This is a genomic window from Streptomyces sp. NPDC033178 (genome assembly GCF_055577685.1).
This window is the reverse complement of the sequence record NZ_JBVIPT010000001.1, coordinates 706,045-726,442: the sequence shown is the minus strand read 5'-3', so window position 1 is coordinate 726,442 and position 20,398 is coordinate 706,045. Positions and strand designations below refer to the sequence as shown.

21 protein-coding genes are annotated in these 20,398 nt (G+C 70.3%); 16 read left to right on the top strand and 5 right to left on the bottom strand.

Annotated elements, in window-relative coordinates; genetic code table 11:
- Positions 1 to 10: 10 nt before the first annotated feature.
- From ACZ5VQ_RS03510 to ACZ5VQ_RS03465, 10 genes are all read left to right on the top strand, one after another.
- Positions 11 to 1,225, top strand: coding sequence for an acyl-CoA dehydrogenase family protein (locus ACZ5VQ_RS03510; RefSeq protein ID WP_469103463.1), 1,215 nt, complete (start codon positions 11 to 13; stop codon positions 1,223 to 1,225).
- Positions 1,222 to 1,998: an SDR family oxidoreductase gene (locus ACZ5VQ_RS03505; protein ID WP_469103462.1), complete on the top strand. Its 777-nt coding sequence runs from the start codon at positions 1,222 to 1,224 to the stop codon at positions 1,996 to 1,998. The genes ACZ5VQ_RS03510 and ACZ5VQ_RS03505 overlap by 4 nt, the downstream gene beginning before the upstream one ends.
- Positions 1,995 to 2,777, top strand: a complete 783-nt coding sequence (locus ACZ5VQ_RS03500) for an SDR family NAD(P)-dependent oxidoreductase (RefSeq protein ID WP_469103461.1) — start codon at positions 1,995 to 1,997, stop codon at positions 2,775 to 2,777. Before ACZ5VQ_RS03505 ends, ACZ5VQ_RS03500 begins: the two co-directional genes overlap by 4 nt.
- Entirely contained in the window at positions 2,774 to 3,562 is a 789-nt protein-coding gene (locus ACZ5VQ_RS03495) for an enoyl-CoA hydratase-related protein (protein WP_469103460.1), read from the top strand. The genes ACZ5VQ_RS03500 and ACZ5VQ_RS03495 overlap by 4 nt, the downstream gene beginning before the upstream one ends.
- Positions 3,563 to 3,695: 133 nt before the next feature.
- Entirely contained in the window at positions 3,696 to 4,322 is a 627-nt protein-coding gene (locus ACZ5VQ_RS03490; RefSeq protein ID WP_143641214.1) for a TetR/AcrR family transcriptional regulator, read from the top strand.
- A 131-nt stretch (positions 4,323 to 4,453) separates the two neighbouring features.
- Positions 4,454 to 4,804: a nuclear transport factor 2 family protein gene (locus tag ACZ5VQ_RS03485; RefSeq protein WP_469103459.1), complete on the top strand. Its 351-nt coding sequence runs from the start codon at positions 4,454 to 4,456 to the stop codon at positions 4,802 to 4,804.
- Positions 4,801 to 5,220 (top strand): hypothetical protein, encoded by a 420-nt coding sequence (locus ACZ5VQ_RS03480; RefSeq protein WP_469103458.1) that lies wholly within the window; start codon positions 4,801 to 4,803, stop codon positions 5,218 to 5,220. Before ACZ5VQ_RS03485 ends, ACZ5VQ_RS03480 begins: the two co-directional genes overlap by 4 nt.
- Positions 5,221 to 5,275: 55 nt before the next feature.
- A complete protein-coding gene (locus tag ACZ5VQ_RS03475; RefSeq protein WP_469103457.1) occupies positions 5,276 to 5,596 on the top strand; it encodes an EthD family reductase in 321 nt (106 codons plus the stop codon).
- A gap of 178 nt (positions 5,597 to 5,774) precedes the next feature.
- Positions 5,775 to 7,361 (top strand): class I adenylate-forming enzyme family protein, encoded by a 1,587-nt coding sequence (locus ACZ5VQ_RS03470; protein WP_469103456.1) that lies wholly within the window; start codon positions 5,775 to 5,777, stop codon positions 7,359 to 7,361.
- Positions 7,358 to 8,416 (top strand): MBL fold metallo-hydrolase, encoded by a 1,059-nt coding sequence (locus ACZ5VQ_RS03465; protein WP_469103455.1) that lies wholly within the window; start codon positions 7,358 to 7,360, stop codon positions 8,414 to 8,416. Before ACZ5VQ_RS03470 ends, ACZ5VQ_RS03465 begins: the two co-directional genes overlap by 4 nt.
- A gap of 416 nt (positions 8,417 to 8,832) precedes the next feature.
- On the opposite strand, the gene ACZ5VQ_RS03460 is transcribed toward ACZ5VQ_RS03465, so the two are convergent.
- Positions 8,833 to 9,582 carry an SDR family NAD(P)-dependent oxidoreductase gene (locus ACZ5VQ_RS03460; protein WP_469103573.1) on the bottom strand — a complete coding sequence of 250 codons (750 nt, stop codon included), beginning with the start codon at positions 9,580 to 9,582 and terminating at the stop codon, positions 8,833 to 8,835.
- A gap of 16 nt (positions 9,583 to 9,598) precedes the next feature.
- A complete protein-coding gene (locus ACZ5VQ_RS03455; RefSeq protein WP_469103454.1) occupies positions 9,599 to 10,402 on the bottom strand; it encodes an SDR family NAD(P)-dependent oxidoreductase in 804 nt (267 codons plus the stop codon).
- A 272-nt stretch (positions 10,403 to 10,674) separates the two neighbouring features.
- Between ACZ5VQ_RS03455 and ACZ5VQ_RS03450 the strand changes: the two genes are divergently transcribed.
- Genes ACZ5VQ_RS03450 through ACZ5VQ_RS03440 form a run of 3 tightly spaced genes read left to right on the top strand, consistent with a single transcriptional unit; the run spans position 10,675 to position 14,314 of the window.
- Positions 10,675 to 12,021 (top strand): flavin-containing monooxygenase, encoded by a 1,347-nt coding sequence (locus tag ACZ5VQ_RS03450; RefSeq protein WP_469103453.1) that lies wholly within the window; start codon positions 10,675 to 10,677, stop codon positions 12,019 to 12,021.
- Positions 12,018 to 12,896 carry an SDR family NAD(P)-dependent oxidoreductase gene (locus ACZ5VQ_RS03445; protein WP_469103452.1) on the top strand — a complete coding sequence of 293 codons (879 nt, stop codon included), beginning with the start codon at positions 12,018 to 12,020 and terminating at the stop codon, positions 12,894 to 12,896. Before ACZ5VQ_RS03450 ends, ACZ5VQ_RS03445 begins: the two co-directional genes overlap by 4 nt.
- A complete protein-coding gene (locus ACZ5VQ_RS03440; RefSeq protein ID WP_469103451.1) occupies positions 12,872 to 14,314 on the top strand; it encodes an aldehyde dehydrogenase family protein in 1,443 nt (480 codons plus the stop codon). The genes ACZ5VQ_RS03445 and ACZ5VQ_RS03440 overlap by 25 nt, the downstream gene beginning before the upstream one ends.
- 55 nt (positions 14,315 to 14,369) lie before the next feature.
- On the opposite strand, the gene ACZ5VQ_RS03435 is transcribed toward ACZ5VQ_RS03440, so the two are convergent.
- Positions 14,370 to 15,449, bottom strand: a complete 1,080-nt coding sequence (locus ACZ5VQ_RS03435) for an AraC family transcriptional regulator (RefSeq protein ID WP_469103450.1) — start codon at positions 15,447 to 15,449, stop codon at positions 14,370 to 14,372.
- 173 nt (positions 15,450 to 15,622) lie between these two features.
- Positions 15,623 to 16,498, bottom strand: a complete 876-nt coding sequence (locus ACZ5VQ_RS03430; protein WP_469103449.1) for an NAD(P)-dependent oxidoreductase — start codon at positions 16,496 to 16,498, stop codon at positions 15,623 to 15,625.
- 150 nt (positions 16,499 to 16,648) lie between these two features.
- Between ACZ5VQ_RS03430 and ACZ5VQ_RS03425 the strand changes: the two genes are divergently transcribed.
- The gene (locus tag ACZ5VQ_RS03425) at positions 16,649 to 17,026 is read left to right on the top strand and encodes a winged helix-turn-helix transcriptional regulator (protein WP_362084072.1); all 378 of its coding nucleotides are present in this window, start codon (positions 16,649 to 16,651) and stop codon (positions 17,024 to 17,026) included.
- A 201-nt stretch (positions 17,027 to 17,227) separates the two neighbouring features.
- On the opposite strand, the gene ACZ5VQ_RS03420 is transcribed toward ACZ5VQ_RS03425, so the two are convergent.
- Positions 17,228 to 18,103, bottom strand: coding sequence for an anti-sigma factor antagonist (locus tag ACZ5VQ_RS03420; RefSeq protein ID WP_469103448.1), 876 nt, complete (start codon positions 18,101 to 18,103; stop codon positions 17,228 to 17,230).
- Between the two features lie 133 nt (positions 18,104 to 18,236).
- Between ACZ5VQ_RS03420 and ACZ5VQ_RS03415 the strand changes: the two genes are divergently transcribed.
- Both ACZ5VQ_RS03415 and ACZ5VQ_RS03410 read left to right on the top strand, forming a co-directional pair.
- Positions 18,237 to 18,608 (top strand): helix-turn-helix transcriptional regulator, encoded by a 372-nt coding sequence (locus ACZ5VQ_RS03415; protein WP_469103447.1) that lies wholly within the window; start codon positions 18,237 to 18,239, stop codon positions 18,606 to 18,608.
- 119 nt (positions 18,609 to 18,727) lie between these two features.
- Positions 18,728 to 20,383, top strand: a complete 1,656-nt coding sequence (locus tag ACZ5VQ_RS03410; RefSeq protein ID WP_469103446.1) for an MFS transporter — start codon at positions 18,728 to 18,730, stop codon at positions 20,381 to 20,383.
- The last annotated feature ends 15 nt before the right edge of the window (positions 20,384 to 20,398 follow it).

Sequence of the window (20,398 nt, the reverse complement as noted above, 5' to 3'; positions counted from 1 at the left end):
GAGTACCACCATGGATTTCGGACTCTCCCCGAGGACCGACGAACTCCGCTCGCGCATGGCCGCGTTCATGGACGAGTACGTCCTTCCCGCCGAGCCCGTGTACGACCGGCAGCTGGCACAGGCGGGCAATCCCCACGAACTGCCACCGGTCATGCGCGAGTTGAAGGAAAAGGCACGAGCCGAGGGGTTGTGGAACCTCTTCCTCGCACACGGCGACTGGGGTGCCGGCCTGACGAACCTCGAATACGCGCCGCTCGCCGAACTGGCCGGACGGTCGGTCATCGGCCCCGAGGTGTTCAACTGCTCGGCCCCGGACACCGGCAACATGGAACTGCTCGCCCTGTTCGGCACACCGGAGCAACAGGACCGCTGGCTGCGGCCGTTGCTCGCGGCTGAGATCCGGTCGTGCTTCGCGATGACCGAGCCGGAGGTCGCCAGCTCCGACGCACGCAACATCCGCACCCGGATCACCCGCGACGGCGACGAGTACGTCGTCAACGGCCACAAGTGGTACACCTCCGGGATCCTCGATCCGGACTGCCGGCTGATCATCCTCATGGGCGTGACCGACCCGGACGCGCCCACGTACCAGCAGCAGAGCATGCTGCTGATCCCGCGCGACACCCCCGGCATCACCGTCCTGCGTGATCTGCCGATGTTCGGCTACACCGACCGCTGCGGCCACGGCGATGTCCTCTTCGAGGACGTGCGGGTGCCCGTGTCGGGCCTGTTGGGCGGTGAGGGGGAGGGATTCGCCCTCGCCCAGGGCCGGTTGGGGCCCGGACGCATGCACTACGCCATGCGCGCCGTCGGATTCGCCGAGCGAGCCCTGGAGTTGATGTGCCGCCGGACCCTGACCCGTACTGCCTTCGGCGGCGCCCTCGCAGAACAGGGTGTCGTCCGGGAGTGGATCGCCCGCAGCCGGATCGAGATCGAGCAACTGCGGCTGCTGGTCCTCAAGTCCGCCTGGCTCATGGACACGTCGGGCAACGCGGCCGCCCGTACCGAGGTCGCCGCCATCAAGGTGGCCGCGCTGGAGGTCGCCCACCGGGTGGTCGACCGGGCGGTCCAGGCGCACGGGGCCGCAGGGGTCAGCGACGACACCGTACTGGCACGGCTGTTCGCCATCACCCGGGCGCTGAAGATCGCCGACGGGCCCGACGAGGTGCATCTGCGGACCGTGGCGCGCCGTGAACTGACCAAGTACCGCGAGGAGTCGGCATGAGCGGACACGCACTGAACGGCCGTGTCGCCGTGATCACCGGCGGTTCCCGGGGCATCGGCCTGGGCATCGCCAAGGCGTACCGGGAGGCGGGAGCCCATGTGGTGATCGCCGCCCGCAAACCGGACGGACTCGCCGTCGCACGCGAGGAGTTGCTCCGGGTCAAGGGCGACGGCGAGGTGCACGAGGTGGTCGCCAACGCCGGGGAACCGGACGACGCCGAGCGCTGTGCCGAGGAGACCATGGCGCGGTTCGGCCGCCTCGACATCCTGGTCAACAACGCGGCCACCAACCCGTACATGGGCGATCTGCTCGACCTCGACCTGCCGCGCGCGGAGAAGACCGTACGGGTCAACCAGTACGGCATGATCGCCTGGACCCGGTGCGCCTGGCGGGCGTGGATGGCGGAGCACGGGGGAGCGGTGGTCAACATCGCCTCCGTCGGCGGGCTGATCGTCGATCCGCACATCGGCTGGTACAACGCCACGAAGGCGGCGATGCTGCACATGACGCGGCAGCTCGCGTACGAACTCGGGCCGCGGGCGCGGGTGAACGCGATCGCGCCCGGTCTGATCAAGACCGAGCTGGCGAGGGCCGTCTGGGAGCCGAGGGAGCCGATCCTCACCGCGAAGCTGCCACTGCGCAGGCTGGGAACCGTGGAGGACGTGGCGAACGCCGCGGTGTTCCTCGCCTCCGAGGCGTCCGCGTGGATGACCGGCCAGACACTCGTCCTGGACGGTGGGGCGACCGTGCTGCCGATCGGAGTGGACGCATGACGACGGCCTCACCGACCAACCGGGACGCGGACCTGTTCTCGCTGCACGGCCGGACTGCTGTCGTCACCGGGGCCTCCTCAGGGCTCGGGGCACGGTTCGCGACCGTCCTGGCCGCCGCCGGCGCCACGGTGTTCGCCGCGGCCCGCAGACCCGACCGGCTGAAGGAACTGGCCGACGACGATCCGCGCATCCACCCCGTCGTCTGCGACGTCTCCCGGGAGGTGGACCGCGTGCGACTGGCCGAGACCGTACTCGCGGCCGCCGGACGCTTCGACATCCTCGTCAACAACGCGGGGGCGCCCGGAGCGGTACGGGCCCAGGACGAGAGCGCCGACGACTTCGCGGACGTACTGGCCGTGAACCTCGTGGCCGCCTTCCACCTCGCCCGGCTGCTGGCGGAGGCGCCGCCCTCCGGTCGTACGCGATCCATCGTGAACGTCTCGTCCGTCCTCGGGCTGGTCTCCGGTGCGCCGATGGGCGGTGCCGCCTACGCCGCCTCGAAGGCCGGACTCGTCGGGCTGACCCGCGAACTGGCCGGCCAGTGGGGGCAGTCGGGGATTCGCGTCAACGCCCTTGCCCCCGGCTGGTTCCGTACCGAGATGACCTACGAGCTGTTCGCGGACGAGCGGTCCCGGCGGTGGGTCGAGCGCGGCACGATGCTCGGCCGGGGCGGTGAACAGGGCGAACTGGACGGGGCGTTGCTCTATCTGGCCTCGGACGCGTCCTCGTACTGCACCGGCCAGGTACTCACCGTGGACGGCGGATGGACGGCGCGATGAGGGCGACGGCCGAGGTCGACGGTGACGGCGTGGCGCGTGTCGAGATGTGCCGCGGGGACGGCAACGCGATCGACCTGGCGATGGCCGGGGCGCTGCTGGATGCAGCGCGGGAGTGCGAGCGGGCGGGAGTACGAGCGGTGCTGCTCACCGGGCAGGGGCGGTCCTTCTGCGTCGGAGGCGACCTCAAGGAGTTTGCGACCCTCGCCGATGAGCGGCTGGTCGTGCACCTCACAGAGGTCACCGACGCGCTGCACGGAGCGCTGCGGATCTTCGCCGAGCTGGACGCGCCACTGGTGACGGCCGTGCAGGGGAGTGCGGCGGGCGCCGGCCTTGGGCTCGCCGCGGCGGCCGACCTGTGCTTCGCGGCCTCGGACGCCGGCTTCACGGCCGCGTACACCGGCATCGGGTACTCACCGGACGCCGGGGTCAGCTGGTCGCTGCCCCGCCTCGTCGGAGTGAGACGGGCGACGGACCTGCTGCTGACCAACCGCCGGGTCCCGGCCGCGGAGGCCCTGGAGATGGGCCTTGTGAGCAGAGTCGTCGCGCCGGAGCTGCTCCACGAGGAGGCCGCCGAGGCCGCGGGCGCGCTGGCACGCGGGGCCACGGGGGCGTACGGGGCGACGCGGCGGCTGGTCGCCGGGGCGCTGTCGGCTGGGTTCGGCGAACACCTCGACGCGGAGGCCCGCCAACTGGCCGCCGCCGCGGTCTCCGCCGAGGGGCGGGAAGGCGTGGCCGCGTTCCTCGCCAAGCGCCGGCCCGACTTCACGCACGCCCCGGTCCCGTGAGCACCGGGGGTGGGCCGGTCGTTCCTCTTTCCTTCGTAACCGGCCTTCCATTCGTAACCGACTTGAACTTGGGTCTACTCTCGGACACCCGAGCGGTGATCGGTGCCGCTCGTGGCGAGAAGAGGGAGAGACGATGGTGAGCGCGCGGATCGTGGATCCGGACGAGGGGCCCAGGTCCAAGCGGGCCGCGATTCTCGTGGCGGCCGTGGAGCGGTTCGGGGAGGACGGCTACGAGAACACGAAGTGGTCCGAAGTCGCCGACCGGGTGGGCATCGGGCAGACCGCCCTGTACCACTACTTCGAGTCCAAGGCCCACTGCCTGCTGACCATCATGCGCCTGGAACTGCAGCGCTCACACGACATGTTCGTCGAGGCCACGGCCGGGAAGTCGGAGCCGGTCGAGGAGCTGCGCGCGGGGGTCCGCACCGCTTTCGCGGTCACCGAGCAGGAGATCCGCCAGATGCGCATCCTGCAGGCCAACATGTCCCTGCTCGCCACCCCGCGGAAGTCCAAGCGCGAGGAGACCGAGCGCGTCGCGGCCCGCCAGCTGGTGCAGATGGTCGAGCGGGACTGGACGAACCTGCTGATGCGCGGCATGTCCAAGGGTGCCTTCCCGGTCCGGGACGCGCACACCCTCGGGCTGGCCGTCCTCGGAATGATCGTGAGCGTCTGGCGCTGGTACCGCCCGAGCGGAGCCATCCCGCTCCCGGAGATCAGCGACATGATCGAAGGATGCGTGGTGCGCATGGTCGCCGAGTAGTAGTCCCGGCTGCCGACCACGTCCCGCCTCTTGCCGGAGGCGGGCGACCCGCCTTACATTCAAACTGAAGTGAACTCAGGTTGTTTTAGAGCACAGGAACGCTGACAGGAACGCTGAGGAGAACGATCAGCATGGTGCTTCGCGCGTACATGGCCGCCATGGACGGCCAGGACCCCGACAAGGCCCTGGAGCTCCTGGAGCCGGACTTCCGCTTCCTCATCGCACTTCCCGGCGGACAGCGGACCGGAGAGTCCCGCGACGACTTCGCCGGCTACATCGCAGGGCGCGCCGCGGTGGACCGTACCCACGAGATCGTGCGGTACGCGGTCGACGGCGACGTCGAGACTGTGTACGGCTTCGTGGTCGAGAAGGGTGTGACGGCGGGCGCCTTCCTCTCCGCCGCGCAGATCTCGCCCGCCGGGCTGATGGCGCGCTACCAGTCCTTCTTCACCACCGACTTCGACCTGGTGGACCGGCCATGACCACACAGTCCCGCGCCTCGCAGTCCGCTGCTTCCCAGTCCGCCGCCTCGAAGCCCGGCGCCTCCTTCCTGACGACCTGGTTCGGGATCCTGGACAGCGAGGACGCCGACCGGATCCTCGACCTGATCAGCGACGACTTCTCCTTCTCCATCCTGTTCTCCACCGGCGGGGACGGCGCGACCGACTTCCACGGCGGCCGGGCCGAGATGGAGGGCTACCTCGCTCAGCGCGAGGTGGGCGTCCGCACCCACCACCTGCTCTCCGCGAGCACCGTCGGCCGGGACGAGCTGTTCCTTGGCGAGGTGCGGCGTCACGGCGAACCGGAGGCGACCTTCGTGGCCTCCGCGCGCCTGACCGACACGGGCCGGGTGCGGCGGCTGCTCATCGGGCGCTCGCCCTCCGTGCTGTTCACCTGAGGAGTTCCGACAAGCCCGAGAAGCCCTACAAACTCGAGAAGTGTGAGGAGCGACGATGTACAACCTCGTGCTGATGGCCGCCCGGCCGTCCGACTGGACCCATGAGCGGTTCATCGACTGGTGGCGCGGCGACCACGCCGAACTGACCCGCACCCTGCCCGGACTCAGGTCCTGGCGGCACACCGAGATCGACACGGCCCTCGAACCGCGCTCCGAGAGCTGGGACGGCGTCTCCGTCCTGGGCTTCGACACCGCGGAGGACCTGCGCAAGGCCCTCGACAGCCCCGAATGGGCGGCGGCCGTCGCCCAGGTCGGCGACATGAAGGGCCGCCGGATCGCGGTCATGGGCGGCGAGAAGGACATGCTCGCGGGCTGAGCGGGCTGAGCGGGCTGAGCGGGCTGAGCGGGCTGAGCGGGCTGAGCGGGCTGAGCGGGCTGAGCGGGCTGAGCGGGCCGAGCGGGCCGAGCGGCCGAGCGCGTCGAGTGGGGCGGCGGGCGGACCGGCCGGCGGGAACGGACATCACCACCTTTCGCGCGACGAGGCGAGGAAGCGGATGCGACAGACAGTACGAGCTTTCCAGGAGCGGGCCGAGGAGGCCGACTTCACGGCCGTCGTCGACGACACCGGGCCGCACACCGCGCGCGAACTCCTGGCGCGCGCGGCCGACCTGGCCGACACCATGACACCTGACGGAACACCCGGGGGCACGGTCCTCCTCCAGGCCGACAACACCTGGCGCACCGTGGCGGCAACCCTCGCCGTGGGGATGACCGGCGGCGTCCTGGCCCTGGTCAACCGGCATACGACCCGGGCGGAGTTCGCCGCCGCCCTGGAGGACATCCGCCCCGACGTCGTGATCGCCGAACCGGCCCCCCTCCAGGAGTGGCACGGCAGGGAGGGCCTGCCGGGGGCGCGGCAGGCCGAGGCACTGGACGGCTGGACGGTCCTCGCAGGCCGCGGTCCGCGCGATGTCTCCCGCTGGTCCGGCGGCGCCCTCATCGGCCTCACCTCCGGCTCGACCGGACGGCCCAAGGGTGTCGTCCAGTCCGAGAGCGCACTGCGGTACGCCTGCTCCAGCACCGCCGACATCAACGGGCTGCGCGACGGTGACGCCGTGGCCGCCGTAGTTCCCCTCTCCTCCACAGCCGCGTACTGCTTCGGCGTCAGCATGGCGCTCATGCTCGGCGGACCGCTCGTCCTGAGCGGACGATGGGACCGCGAGGAGGCACCGGCGCGGATGGCGGCCCACGACGTCCGGTGGACCATGTGCGTGCCGACGATGGCCCTCCAGATGGGCTCGGCGGCGGCCGGATCGCGTGTCCTCGAACGCGTTCGGTCGATCACCGTCGGCGGCGGCCCCATGGACCGCGGCGCGCTCGCCCGCGCCGAACGCTCCCTCGGTACGAGGATCCTGCGGGTGTTCGGCATGTCCGAGTGCCTCGGGCACACCTCGCCGCGGCCCGAGGACACCGAGGAGCTCCGCCTGGACCGCGACGGCCGGCCCTTCCCCGGCACCGAACTGCGTGCGGTCGCTCCGGACGGAACGGTCCTGGGCCCCGGCCGGACGGGCCGGGCCGAGGTCCGCGGCCCCTCCCTCTTCCTCGGCTACGCCCGCGACGGCAAGGTCGAACCGCCCGTCCTCACCCCGGACGGCTTCTTCCCCACCGGGGACCTGCTCATGACCGGCGACGACGGCACGGTCACCGTCATGGGCCGCGAGAAGGACGTCATCATCCGCGGCGGCCGCAACCTCGACATCACCGAGATCGAGCGCGCCGTCGCCGGGCACCCGTCGGTGGCCCGCGTCTGCGTGGCACCCGTACCGGATCCGCTGCTCGGCGAACGCGCCGCCGTCCTCGTCGTGCCCGAGGACAGCGACGACGCACTCGGCCTCGACGAGATCACCGCACACCTCGCCAGAACCGGCCTGTCCAAGGCCAAGTGGCCCGAATTCGCCTTCACCGTGGGCGAGTTGCCACAGACCACCGTCGGCAAGCTCGACCGGTCGGGAGCCCGCGAACTCGCACGTGAACTGCACGCACGACTCTCCGCAGAGTCGGAACCGACGCCGACGCCGACGCCGACGCCGGAACCGGAGTCGGAGTCGGAGCAGGAACAGCCTCGTCAAGGAGATGCATGACCACCCCCACGACCCGTGTCACCCGCTTCGACCGCGGCGGGTGGGCGGAGGCAGGCGCCGAGACCGTACGTCCCGGCGTCCACCGCATCCCGCTCCCGCTGCCGGACGACGGGCTGCGGGCCGTCAACGTCTACGCCCTCGAAGGGCTGACGGAGGGGGTGGTCCTGATCGACGGGGGATGGTCGATCCCCCAGTCGCGCAAGGCACTTGAGGACGCGCTGGGCGGGCTCGGCCACGACCTCGGCGCGATCAGTCACGTCCTGGTCACCCACATCCACCGCGACCACTACACCCAGGCCGTCGAACTGCGCAGACTGCTCGGTGCCCGGGTCTACCTGGGATCCGGTGAGCGCCGCGGCCTGGAACTGCTCGGGGAACTGCGCACGGACCAGCCGGTCGGCTCGCTTCGGACGCTGCGCCGGGCCGGTGCCCATGAACTCGCCGAGCGCATCGCCGCGATGGACCACGGCGGTTTCGACCCGAGCGTGTGGGAGGCGCCGGACCGCTGGCTGGAGGGCGAGGAACTCCGCTTCGGAGAGGGCAAGTTGACGGTGATTCCGACGCCCGGCCACACCCGCGGCCATGTCGTCTACCTCGACCGGGCCCGAGGCCTGATGTTCTCCGGTGACCATGTCCTGCCGCACATCACCCCGTCCATCGGCTTCGAACTCGGTGGCGGCACATTGCCGTTGGGTGACTACCTCGCTTCGCTGCGGCTGATGACCACGCTCTCCGACGCTCGGCTGCTGCCCGCGCACGGCCCGGTCGGCGACAGCGTCCACGCACGCGTCGGCGAACTGCTTGCCCACCACGACGACCGGCTCACCGAGGCGCTCACGGTTCTCGGCGATCGCAGGCTCAACGCGCACGCCGTCGCGGGGGAGTTGGGCTGGACCCGGCGCCAGTTGGCCTTCGCCGGCCTCAGCCCGTTCAACCAGATGCTCGCCGTCAACGAGACCGCGGCACATCTGGACGTCCTGGTGGCCGAAGGACGTGCGCGTCGCACGCAGGAGGAGGGCGTCGACCTGTACGCGGTCGTCCCCGCCCCTGCCTAGCGGGCCTCTCGCCGACGCGGCCGCACCAGCACCCTGAGACATCACAGGATGTGCCCATCTCCGTTGGATGCCAAGGTCGTCGACCATGACCATCGAACGGAGGAACCGATGCTGACGTCACGGCCACTCAGGTCCTGAACCGGCTCGGCGGCCGTCGCGGGGGCGGCCACCGTCCTGCCCGCCGGGGCCGGGCTGCTCGCGGCCACGGCTACCGCTACTGGATGCGGGTGGACAACGGAATCGGTGACGGTTACGTCAACGACTGGTACCTGGACACGGGCGGCCCGGGCACCTGGAAGTCCCAGATCCCGCAGTGCTGAGCACGACCGTGCGACCCACCGCGCCCACTGCGGCGGGGCGGGTCGCACGGCCCGTACCCCGTATGACGGGACCGCCCGGTCGGGTCTCAGCCTCACTCATCGCGCTGTCCAGCCCCCGTCGACGTACAGCTCCGAGCCGGTCATGAAGCTCGCGTCGTCTGAGGCGAGGAACGCGACGGTCGCCGCGACCTCCTCGGGTGTGCCGAGGCGGCCGAGCGGGGTGCCGTCGAGCATGGCGGTCAACCGCGGGGTGCCGCGCCACAGTTCGCGGGAGCGGGGTGTCTCGATGAAGCCGGGATGCAGGGAGTTGACCCGTACACCGCGCTTCGCCCAGTGCAGCGCGGCGTTCTTCGTCATCAGGCGTACGGCCCCTTTGGCCGCGTGATACGAGAACTGGGCACCGAAGCCGCCGACCGTGCCGAAGATCGACGCGACGTTGACGATCGAGCCGCCGCCGGAGCGCTCGATGGACGGGCCGCCGTGCTTCATACCGAGCCAGACGCCGGTCTGCGTCACGCCGATGACCTGGTCCCAGGTCTCCTGCGTCTCCGTCTCGACGGTGCCCATCGCGGCGATGCCGGCGTTGTTGACCAGCACGGACAGACCGCCCAGCTCGGCGGTCGCGCGGGTGACGACCGCCTCCCAGGCCGACTCGTCGGTGACGTCCAGGGCCAGGCCCAGGGCACCGCCCCCGACCTCCTCGGCGAGTTTCGCGCAGCGGTCGGCGTCGACATCGGTCACGACCACGGCCGCGCCCTCGGCCGTGAGCCGACGTACGACCGCTTCGCCGATTCCTCCGGTCGCGCCGGTCACCAGCGCCACCTTCCCGGCCAGTCTCGGGTCCATCGTGTCTCCCACGTGCTCAGTCCTTGACGCCGCGCCAGGCCAGCGCGCCGCCGTCGATCACATACGAGGAGCCCGTGATGAACGCCGCGTCGTCGGACGCCAGGAAGCAGGCGAGGCGGGCCACCTCCTCCGGCCGTCCGAGCCGGTCCACCAACTGCGGTGCGGTCAGCTCCCGTTCCATCGCCTCACGGTCCTCGGCCGCCGCGAAGAAGTCCTGCGCGAGCGGTGTGTCGATGACGCCGGGGCAGAAGCAGTTGCAGCGCACGGGGGCGAGATCGACGGCGGTGACCTTCGTCAGATGGATGACACCCGCCTTCGTCACCCCGTAGGCGGGGGCATTGGGGAAGCCGGTGAGACCGGATACGGAGGCGGTGTTCACGATGGCCGGACCACGCCGGGAAGCGCGCAGGAAGGGCGCCGCGTACTTGGTGGTGAGCCACACGGCCTTGAGGTTGACCTCGTAGACCGCGTCCCACACCTCCTCGGCGAGCGTCTCGACGCTCCGGCCGGGGTCGGACGTGAACGTGGTCTCGATCACCCCGGCGTTGTTGACCAGCACGTCGAGCCCGTCGAACCGCTCCGCCGACCGCGTCACCATCGCCTCGATGTCGTCGCGCACCCGCAGATCACAGACGATCGACTCCGCCTTCGCCCCCGCCGCGCGCACCAACTCGGCCGTCTCGGCGGCGGTTTCGCCGTTCCGGTCGGCGACGGCGACGGCCGAGGCCCCCTGCCGGGCGAACTCCACGGCGATCGCCCGCCCGATGCCCCGGCCCGCCCCGGTGACGAGGGCGGTCTTGCCGTCGAGAGAACCCACCATGCCGTTCACTCCCGTCCGTGAGCCGTCGGATCCAGATAACTGAACCAACTTCAGTTCGATGTCGAGTCTAGGTCCGGGCCGCGAGGGCGACAAGGCTCGGAACGCGCCTTCCGCCGGGCCCAGCGCCGTCCGGTGAAGGGGCCGGACCCAAGGAGGCAGACGTATGGCCGCTGAGGTCCCCTCCCTGGCCGCGCGGACCAGTTCGCGCCGAGCGCCCGGTGCATAGGTTTCCGGCAACACCGGCGAAGTGCGAGGAGAAAGGAGGCGGGTTCGTGGAGAAGACCCAGTACGACACCTGTGTCATCGGGGCGGGACCTGCCGGGCTGGCGGTCGCGAGGGCCCTGGCCGAGAGGAACCTGCCCTACACGCATCTGGAGCGGCACACCGGGCCCGGCGGTATCTGGGACATCGACAATCCCGGCAGCCCGATGTACGAGTCGGCCCACTTCATCTCCAGCAGGACGCTCTCGGGATACGGCGGCTGGCCGATGCCCGACCACTTCGCGGACTATCCCCCGCACCGCCAGATCCTGTCGTACCTGCGCTCGTTCGCCGACGCCTACGGGCTGACGGACCGGATCGAGTTCGGCGTCGGCGTCGAGGGCGTCGAGAAGAACGCGGACGGGACCTGGACCGTCACCCGGGCCGACGGACGGCAGAGCGTGCACGGCCAGGTCGTGGTGTGCACGGGCGCACAGTGGCACCCCAATCTCCCCGAACTGCCCGGGAACTTCACCGGCGAGGTCCGCCACACGGTCGGCTTCCGCAGCGCGGAGGAACTGCGCGGGAAGCGGGTGCTGGTCGTGGGCGCGGGCAACTCCGGCTGTGACATCGCCTGTGACGCGGCGCGCAGCGCGGACCACGCGGTGATCAGCATGCGGCGCGGTTACTGGTTCATCCCCAAGCATCTGTTCGGGCGACCGGTGGACACCATCGCGGCCGGCGGGCCGAAGCTGCCGATGTGGCTGGAGCAGCGGGTCTTCGGCGCCCTCCTGCGGATCGTCAACGGCGATCCGAGGCGTCTGGGCCTGCAGAAGCCGGACCACAGGCTGTTCGAGACGCACCCCGCGGTCAACTCGATGCTGATCCACCACCTCCAGCACGGGGACATCACCGCCAGACCGGGGATCGCCCGCGCCGAGGGCAGCACCGTGTACTTCACCGACGGCACGAGCGACGATTTCGACCTCGTCCTGATGGCCACCGGCTACGTCCACAAAGTGCCGGTCGCGCAGAAGTACTTCGGCGACGAACAGCACCCCGACCTGTACCTGTCGTCGTTCTCCCGCGAGCACCAGGGGCTGTTCGGCGTCGGCTTCATCGAGACCAACTCCGGCGCGTACCAACTGTTCGACACCCAGGCGCAGTTGATCGCCGGGTACATCCACGACACGCGGCACGGGCTGCCCAACGCGGAGCGCTTCGCGCACATGATCCGCAGCGACCGGCCGGACCTGACCGGGGGCCTGAAGTTCGTCGCCTCGCCCCGCCACACCGGCTACGTCGACAGCGCGACCATCGTGAAGCACCTCGCCAGGGTCGCGGCCAGGATGGGCTGGCGCACCGAGGGCCAGCCGCCTCCGGTGAGGTCCCCACGACGGGCGGAGACGGTGTCGTGAGCGGCTTCGACTTCACCCACAAGGTCATGCTGGTGACCGGCGGCGCGGGCGGTATCGGCAGCGCCATGTGCCGCCGCTTCGCCTCCGGCGGTGCCCGCTGTGTGGTCGTCGACATCGACGCGGCCCGCGCAGAGAAGACCGCCGACGAACTGCCCGGCACCGGGCACTTGGGCATCGGCTGCGACGTCCTGGACCGCTCCCAGGTGGAGGGACTCTTCGACCTGGTCGCCGACACGTACGGCCGGCTCGACGTCCTCGTCAACAACGTGGGCATGACGAGCACCGAGCGCTTCGACGTCCGCAGCGTCGAGAGCATCGAGCGGGAGATCACGCTCAACCTGACCTCCCCGCTGATCGCGACCAGGATCGCGATCCCCCTGCTCCGGGCGTCCCGGGACGCCCGGGTGGTCACCACCGTCTCCCTCGGCGGGATCTTCCCGCTGGGCGAGACCCCCATCTACACGGCGTCGAAGTTCGGACTGCGCGGGGCGATGCTCGCCATCGGGCTCGACCTGAGGAGCAAGGGCATCCTCGCCGGATCGGTGCTCCCGTCGGCCACCGACACCCGGATGCTGCGCCAGGAGGCCGTGGACGGCGGAAACTCCATGCAGTTCCAGGACCGGCCGCAGCGGCCCGCCGACGTCGTGGCGGCCGTGGTCGGCCTCTTGGACAGGCCCCGCCTGGAGGCGTACGCCCGGACGGGTGAGTCGTGGCTCGTCCGGTTGGCGATGCTCGCGCCGAACCTGCTGCCCAAGGTCCTCCCGCTCTTCCGCGGGAGAGGCGACCGCGGCATGGCCCGCTATCTGGAGGACCTGCGCCGCAGGGGTCTTGCGTGCCGGGTCGACGACCGATGGGAACTGGTGGAGGAGGCATGACCACAGTGGAGAGCCGGTCCGTACTGCGCGTTCTCAACCCCACGACGGGAGAGCTGAACACCACGCTCCCCGCCGCGACGGCGGAGGACGTGGCCAAGGCCGCGGAGCAGGCCCAACAGGTCTTCGACTCGGGAGTCTGGTCGCGGTTGCCGGTCCGTGAGCGCAGCGCGGTGCTGCTGCGGCTGGCCGCTCTGATGGAACGCGACGCCGAGCTGCTGGCCCGGCTGGACAGCGAGGACGCGGGGAAGCCGATCTCCGAGTGCCGGGCGGGCGACGTACCCGGCGCGATCGAGTCGATCCGCTGGTTCGCGGAGGCGGCCGACAAGGTCTTCGGCCGCGTGGCCCCCACCGGGTCCGACAGCCTGGGCCTGACGATCCGGGAGCCCATCGGGGTGGTCGCGGCGATCCTGCCGTGGAACTACCCGCTGGCCATGACCGCATGGAAGGTCGGGCCCGCGCTGTCCGCGGGAAACTGCCTGCTGGTGAAACCCGCCGAGGCGACACCGCGTTCGGCTCTCCACCTGGCCGGGCTGGCCGCCGAGGCCGGCCTCCCGGACGGCGTCCTCACGGTGCTGCCCGGATACGGCCCGGTCGCCGGGACCGCCCTGGCCCGCAGCCCCCTCGTGGGAGCGCTGTCGTTCACCGGGTCCACCGGCACCGGGCGGCGGATCCTCAAGGACGCGGCCGATACCAACTTCAAGCGCGTCTCGCTGGAGATGGGCGGCAAGAGCCCTCAGGTGCTGATGGCCGACGCCCTCGTCTACGGGGACGATCTCATCGACGGCATGATCGAGGCCGCGTTCCTGACGATGGGCCAGAACTGCACGGCGGGCTCCCGCATCCTGGTCCACCGGAGCATCGCCGACGACGTCCTGGCCCGGTTCACGGTCGCCGCGAGGGATCTGGTCATCGGCGACCCGGCCGACCCTCGGACGCACATGGGACCCCTCGTCAACCGCGGCGCCTTCGACCGGGTCGCGGGAGCCGTGGAGGCCGCCCGCGCCGACGGAGCCCACATCCACACCGCGGGTCTGCCCGACGGCCTGCCGCCGCACGGCGCCTACTACCCGCCGACCGTCGTCACCCACGCCCCCGAAGGCAGCGACGTCCTCACCAAAGAGCTGTTCGGGCCGGTCGTGACGCTGCAGACCTTCACCTCGGAGACCGAGGCGATCGCCCTGGCCAACGCCACCGCGTACGGGCTCGCGGCCTCCGTGTGGACCCGCGACCTCGACGCCGCCCTCCGCCTGGCACGCGGCATCCAGGCCGGGGTCGTCTCGGTCAACTCCTACAGCGAAGGCGACATCACGACCCCCTTCGGCGGCTGGAAGGAGTCCGGCTTCGGCGGCGCGGAGAAGTCCACGAACGCCTTCGAACAGTGGACCAGGGAGAAGACCATCTGGATCCGGAGCCGCTGACCGACACGCCGTGCACACGGGCGCGTACGGGGCGTCCGTGGCGCCCCTTCCGGCGTCAGCCCCGGGCCGGCCCCTCGGCGCCGAGCACTTCCTCCCGGAGCCGCCGCGAAGAGGTGCCGTGCCAGCGGCGCACCGCTCGGCGCAGGGTCCGCTCGTCGGAGAAACCTGCCTGATGGGCGATGTCACGCAGGGTCAGTTCCGGGCGCCGCAGCAACTGTTCGACGCGCTCCCTGCGCACTCCGTCGACGAGAGCCTCGTACGTGGTGCCGCAGTCGGCCAGCCGGCGCCGGAGCGTGCGCTCGCTGGCCGTGTGCCGACGTGCCTGCTCGGCGAACGACGGCACCACCGGGAGGCTCTGCGCGATGGAGATCTCCATGACCTCAAGCAGCTCCTGGTGGTGCCGACGCGAGGCCATCTGCTCGTCGAGCGTCTCCAACGCCGACGCGAACGTCACCGGATCCCGGCCCGGCATCGGCGCCCGGGCCCACACCGGATCGATGACGACACGGCTGACCGGAACACCGAAACGGACCGGACAGCCGAAGAAGGATCCGTACGGGTCACTGTGGGCCGGTGCGGGGAAGGCGAACTCCGCCACGCGCGGGGCGAATTCGGGGCCGACGGTCAACCGGGCCAGCGTGACCGCCGAGGTCAGCGCCTCCTCGATCAGGAAGACTGCCACGCCTGGATCCAAGGCCGGATCGGGCAGCTCGGCACGGATGGCGAAGCCGCCGTCCTCCTCGCCGGCCGACCACACCACCATCGCCCCGGACAGATTCTGGTACGTCACCCCGGTCTCGGCGGCCCGCCGCAGGTTCTCCGCGGCCATGAGCGCGAAACCCAGCAGCCCCCAGGCGGTCAGGTGCTGCGCCGCGCCCACCTTCATGCCGAGGTGCTCGTCACCGGTGAGCTCCAGGGCCCGCCGGATCACGGCGCTGCCCTGACGGTAGGAGACCCTGAGGGCCGCCGAACGCATCAGGGTCTCGTCCAGACCGACCTGCTCCAGATGCGGCCGCAGGTCGACACCGCGCTCGAAGGTGACCGACGTGAGATAGCGCAGGATGTTCGGCTGGATCGTGGCCGATGTGCTGCGGCTGGTTCCCGCGGGGGCCGCCGGGACGTCGACACCGGGCATCGCGCTCACCTCCTGCCTGGGCACACCCACGTCCAGCCTGAGCACACCCACCGCTTGCCTGGGCGCCCCACTGTAGGCGGCGGGACCCCAGCGGCAGCATGTCTGGCTGGTGAAGTCCCCTGCCCGGCCCCTGGCGACCCTCGCATCCGGCCCCACCGCCCCGCACGTTCGACTCAGGCCGGTTGCCTGATGCTCTCGATGATCCGCGCGAAGCCCTCCTCTCCGTGCCCGGCGTCGATCTGGCGCCGGACGAGCCGCTGGACCATGTCGACCACCTCGGTGCTGATGCCCTGGTCGGAACTGGCCGCCACGAGGTCGCCGAGGTCGGAGAACGCGAGGCTCTGCTGCCCCGCCACGGTGTAGTCCCCGCCGTCGATGACCTCGGCGAACCCCTGGAAGCCACCGGTCATGGCCGTCAGCCAGGGCGCGGCCAGCGCGGCGAACTCGCCCGCCGTCACACCGGCCGGCGCGACCATGGCGGCACCGTGCATGAATCCGGCGAACATGACGTACATGCCGGCGAGCAGGGCGAGGTCGTACAGGGACGCCAGCCCGGCGTCCTCGCCGAAGTAGGTACTGGCACCCCACAGTTCGAGCAGCGGCTTGTACTCCTCGAAGACCTCGGCCGATCCGCTGTAGAGGATCGAGGACCCGGGCCGGCCGATCATGTCCGGCACGGCCATGATGCCGCCGTCCAGATACGCGATCCCGGCCCGGGCGGCCCAGTCCGCCGACTCCCGTGACTGTGCCGGAGACGTCGTCGTCACGTTGACCACGGTTCGTCCGGCCAGTTCGTCGGAGAGCGGATCGAGCACCTCGTGGACCGACGCGTGGTCCAGCAGACACACGATCACCAGTCGGCCGGCCCGGACCGCGTCCCGGGCCGTGGCGGCCACCTCCGCGCCCTGCGCGACGAGTTGGTCCGCCTTCCCCGGAGAGCGGTTCCAGCATGTGGTCGCGTATCCGGCCTTCACCAGGGCGCCCGCGAGAGCGGTCCCCATCGCACCCAGCCCGAGAACACTCACCCGGACGCTGTTTTCGGTCGTCATTTCCGGCGTTTCCCCTCGTGTTTGTGGTTCGGTTCGATCCTCTCCACGGCCGGTAGGGTTGACCAGTACGGACTAATTAGTCGGGTACTCACCTGTTGGTAAGTACCTTTTGGTTCTTGGGTACTTGGGTTCTTGGGTCTTGGGGGACGGATGGCGACTTCGGCACGGCGTGGTCCCTATTTCTGCGGCATCGACGCGGCCATGGACGTGGTCGCCGGCAAGTGGAAGTCGCTGATCCTCTGGGAGCTGGACCACTACGGGGTCCGCCGGTTCGCCGAGCTGCGCCGCGGACTGCCGGGCGTCAGCGAGAAGATGCTGATTCAGCATCTGCGGGAGATGGAGGAGGACGGGCTCGTCCATCGTGAGGTGTACCGAGAGGTGCCACCGAAGGTCGAGTACTCCCTGACGGAGCACGGTGTCTCGCTCAACGCCGCCCTGGCCTCCCTCGGGGCGTGGGGCACCGAGCGCATCCGGCGGATCGGCGCCGAGAAGGTCCCCGTCGACGCCGCGGGGACCCCTCAGAGCTAGGCACCTGAACTGCCGGGCAGGCTCAACCGGCCTACGGCAGGGCGCGGTTGAGGATCGCGTCCAGGTCGGCGGAGGCGCTGCGCCGGGAGCCGACGTCCACGGAGCGTCTCGTCGAGGACTGAGATCCGTGGCCGGGAGGAGGGTTGGACCTGAACGAGGGCCTGCGTCACGAGGGGCACGGACCGCCCGCGTCACCGCCGTTCACGGCTCTGATTCCGGGGCTCCCTCCCTGCCCTTGTCCTCGTCTTTGCCCTCGTCCTTGGGGTGGTCGGGGGCCGTGCCGCCGGCGTCGGTCGTGTCGGTCGGTGGGGGAGTGGTCAGTTCGGCTACCGCCGCCGCCAGTTGTTGTTGGAGTGGTTCGGGGAGGGGCTCGCCCTGGACGGCGCCCACCATGTCCTGGGCCAGATGGTGGAGCTTGGTGTTGGTGTTCTGGGAGACCGTCACCAGGACGTTCCAGGCGTTCTCCGGGCTCAGGGCGAAGGAGGCCATCAGGACTCCGCGGGCCAGGTCGATGACCGGCCGGGTCTGCATGGCGCGCTTGAGCTGGACGACTTCCGCGCGCAGGTCCCGCTCGGCATCGTCGTGCAACACGTTCTCCTCCGTGGGGCGTGGTTTCCGAACGGGGTGCGCGTCCTGGTCCGGAAGGGTCGCCGCCCCGGCGGCATCACCCGTAGGTGCGCATGCGGGCGCGAACAGCGACGACGTTCGGGTGAGGGCGAGCAGCCGCTCGACCACCGGGTCGGCAGCCTGGATGACGACGGTCTTGGCGTCCTTCAGTGCACGCCGACGCAGGCGCAGCAGGACGTTGAGACCGGAGCAGTCGCAGAACTCGACTCCGCTCAGATCGAGATCCACGCCGGTGACCGACCGGGCGAGGGCGCGACGCAGCTCCTGCTTCAGCAGCTGTTCGCCGTCGAGGTCGATCTCACCGGCGATCACGACGACCGTACGCGCGCCGACCTGGTGTGCCTCGATCTTCAGGGAGGCCGACGGACGCCCCCTCGCCGCGACGACCGATGCCGCGCAGACGGGCTCGGGCCCGCTCTCGAACTGCGCGGAGAGTGCAGTGTCTCGCATGGCAGCCGCTCCTGAGGCATCCGGCCGTCTCTGACTCCCCCAGGCTCAGCTCCCGAGCGTCACACGTCAAGCGATACATGAAATTTCTTTCGCCCTTTTGAATGCGTGAACGACAGGTCCTATGCTGTGGCCCATGGGTGGAGTACCTGAGACACATTCCGGCTGGACGTTCCTCACCAACCACGCCCGCGTACTGGCTGCCATCGCCGATGACCAGAAAACCCGCATCCGGGACATCGCCGCACGCTGCCGGCTCACGGAGCGGGCCGTGCAGAAGATCATCGCCGATCTGGAGCAGGGTGGGTATCTCACCCACACCAGGCAGGGGCGCACGAACGAGTACCACATCCAGCCGGGGACCGGCCTGCGCCACCCGGCCGATGCCGGGCTGTCGGTCGCGGGTCTGCTCTCCGTGCTGGCGCAGCACGACGCCGAGCGCGACACCAGATCTCAGCAACTGCAGACGGCATCCGTCTCCGAGCAGGGTTCCACCGCCGACGAGTGACGAGTGGCGCCGGGACCCTCGGACCACGGCAAGATCGACTGGTGGGGCCGGGCGCCCAGGACTACCGTCGGTACAGCGAACGTCGACGTTCACGTCGTCGTACACGCAGGACACATGCCATGACGGGCGCTCGGACGACACCCTCGGAAACTGCCAAGTCCCCGGAGCGGGGCCGAGGCAGGGGGATCGCTCTACTCGTCATCGCCTCCTGCCAGTTGATGGTGGTCCTCGACATCACCATCGTGAACATCGCCCTTCCGCACATCCAGAGCTCGCTCGGCTTCTCGACCGAGAGCCTGTCCTGGGTGATCAACGCCTACACGCTGACTTTCGGCGGTCTGCTCCTGCTCGGCGGGCGGTTGGGCGACATCCTCGGCCGTCGCCGTGTCTTCATGTTCGGCGTCCTGCTCTTCGTGCTCGCCTCCCTGCTCGGCGGACTCTCGCAGGAATCCTGGCAGTTGCTCGCGGCGCGCGCGCTGCAGGGCGTTGGCGGCGCCATCGCGTCCCCGACGGCCCTCTCGCTGATCACCACGACGTTCGAGGAAGGGCCCGAGCGGAACAGGGCGTTCGGTGTGTTCGCCGCGGTCTCGGCTGGCGGCAGCGCGATCGGCCTGCTGGCGGGCGGACTGCTCGTGGAGTGGCTCGACTGGCGCTGGGTCCTCTTCGTCAACGTGCCCATCGGCCTGCTGATCGTGCTGGCGACGCCCCGCTACATCCGGGAGTCCGAGCGCCATCCGGGCCACTTCGACATCCTCGGCGCGCTCACCTCCACCGCCGGCATGGTGATGCTCGTCTACGGCTTCATCCGGGCCTCGGAGGACGGCTGGAGCGACCGCCTGACCCTCGCGTCCTTCGCGGCGGCCGTCGTGCTTCTCGCCGCGTTCATCACCGTCGAGCGCCGGTCGAAACAGCCCATCACGCCCCTGTGGATGTTCCGCGACCGCAACCGGGCAGGCGTCTACGCGATCATGCTGAGCCTGGCCGCGGCGATGTTCGGGATGTTCTTCTTCCTGACGCTCTTCGTGCAGAACATCCTGGGCTTCAGCCCGCTGGAGGCCGGTCTCGCCTTCCTGCCGGTGAGCGCGATCATCGCCATCGGCGCGGGGTTCGCCTCACAACTGCTGCCCAAGTGGGGGCCCAAGCCGTTCATGACGGTGGGCGCGGTCCTGTCCGCCATCGGACTCGGCTGGCTGACCCTGACCGAGGTCGACAGCACCTACGCGGGCAGCATCCTCGGACCCATGCTGGTCTTCGGCTTCGGTATGGGTCTCAACTTCGTGGCACTGACGCTGATGGCGGTCTCGGGAGTCCAGTCGCAGGACGCGGGAGCGGCCTCCGGGATCCTCAACGCCACCCAGCAGGTGGGCGGTTCGCTCGGCCTGTCGGTGCTGGTGACCGTCTTCGGTACGGCGAGCCGCAACGAAGCCACCGATCAGGTCCGCGACTTCATGGCGGAGGCGACCCCTGCCCAGCGCCTCGAATTCCGCAGAACCGGCGAACTCCCGCCGCCCTGGAGCGACCAGGTGCTGACCTCGGGCATTTCGAGTGCGTTCATCGTCGCGGCGATCATCGCCGTCGTGGGCGCCCTGATCGCCCTGATCGTCATTCAGGTACGCCCCGACGACCTGGAACGCCTCCAGGGAAACGGTGCCATGGCGCCCGTGGCGGCCGGGGATGTCCCGGAGGCCGGGGACGTACAGGAGAGCCCGGCCGATGCGAGCGAACGGTCTTCGGACGCCTCGGAGCCTCGCGAGGATCCTCCTTCGCGCGGCTGAACCTCAGCGGCTGAG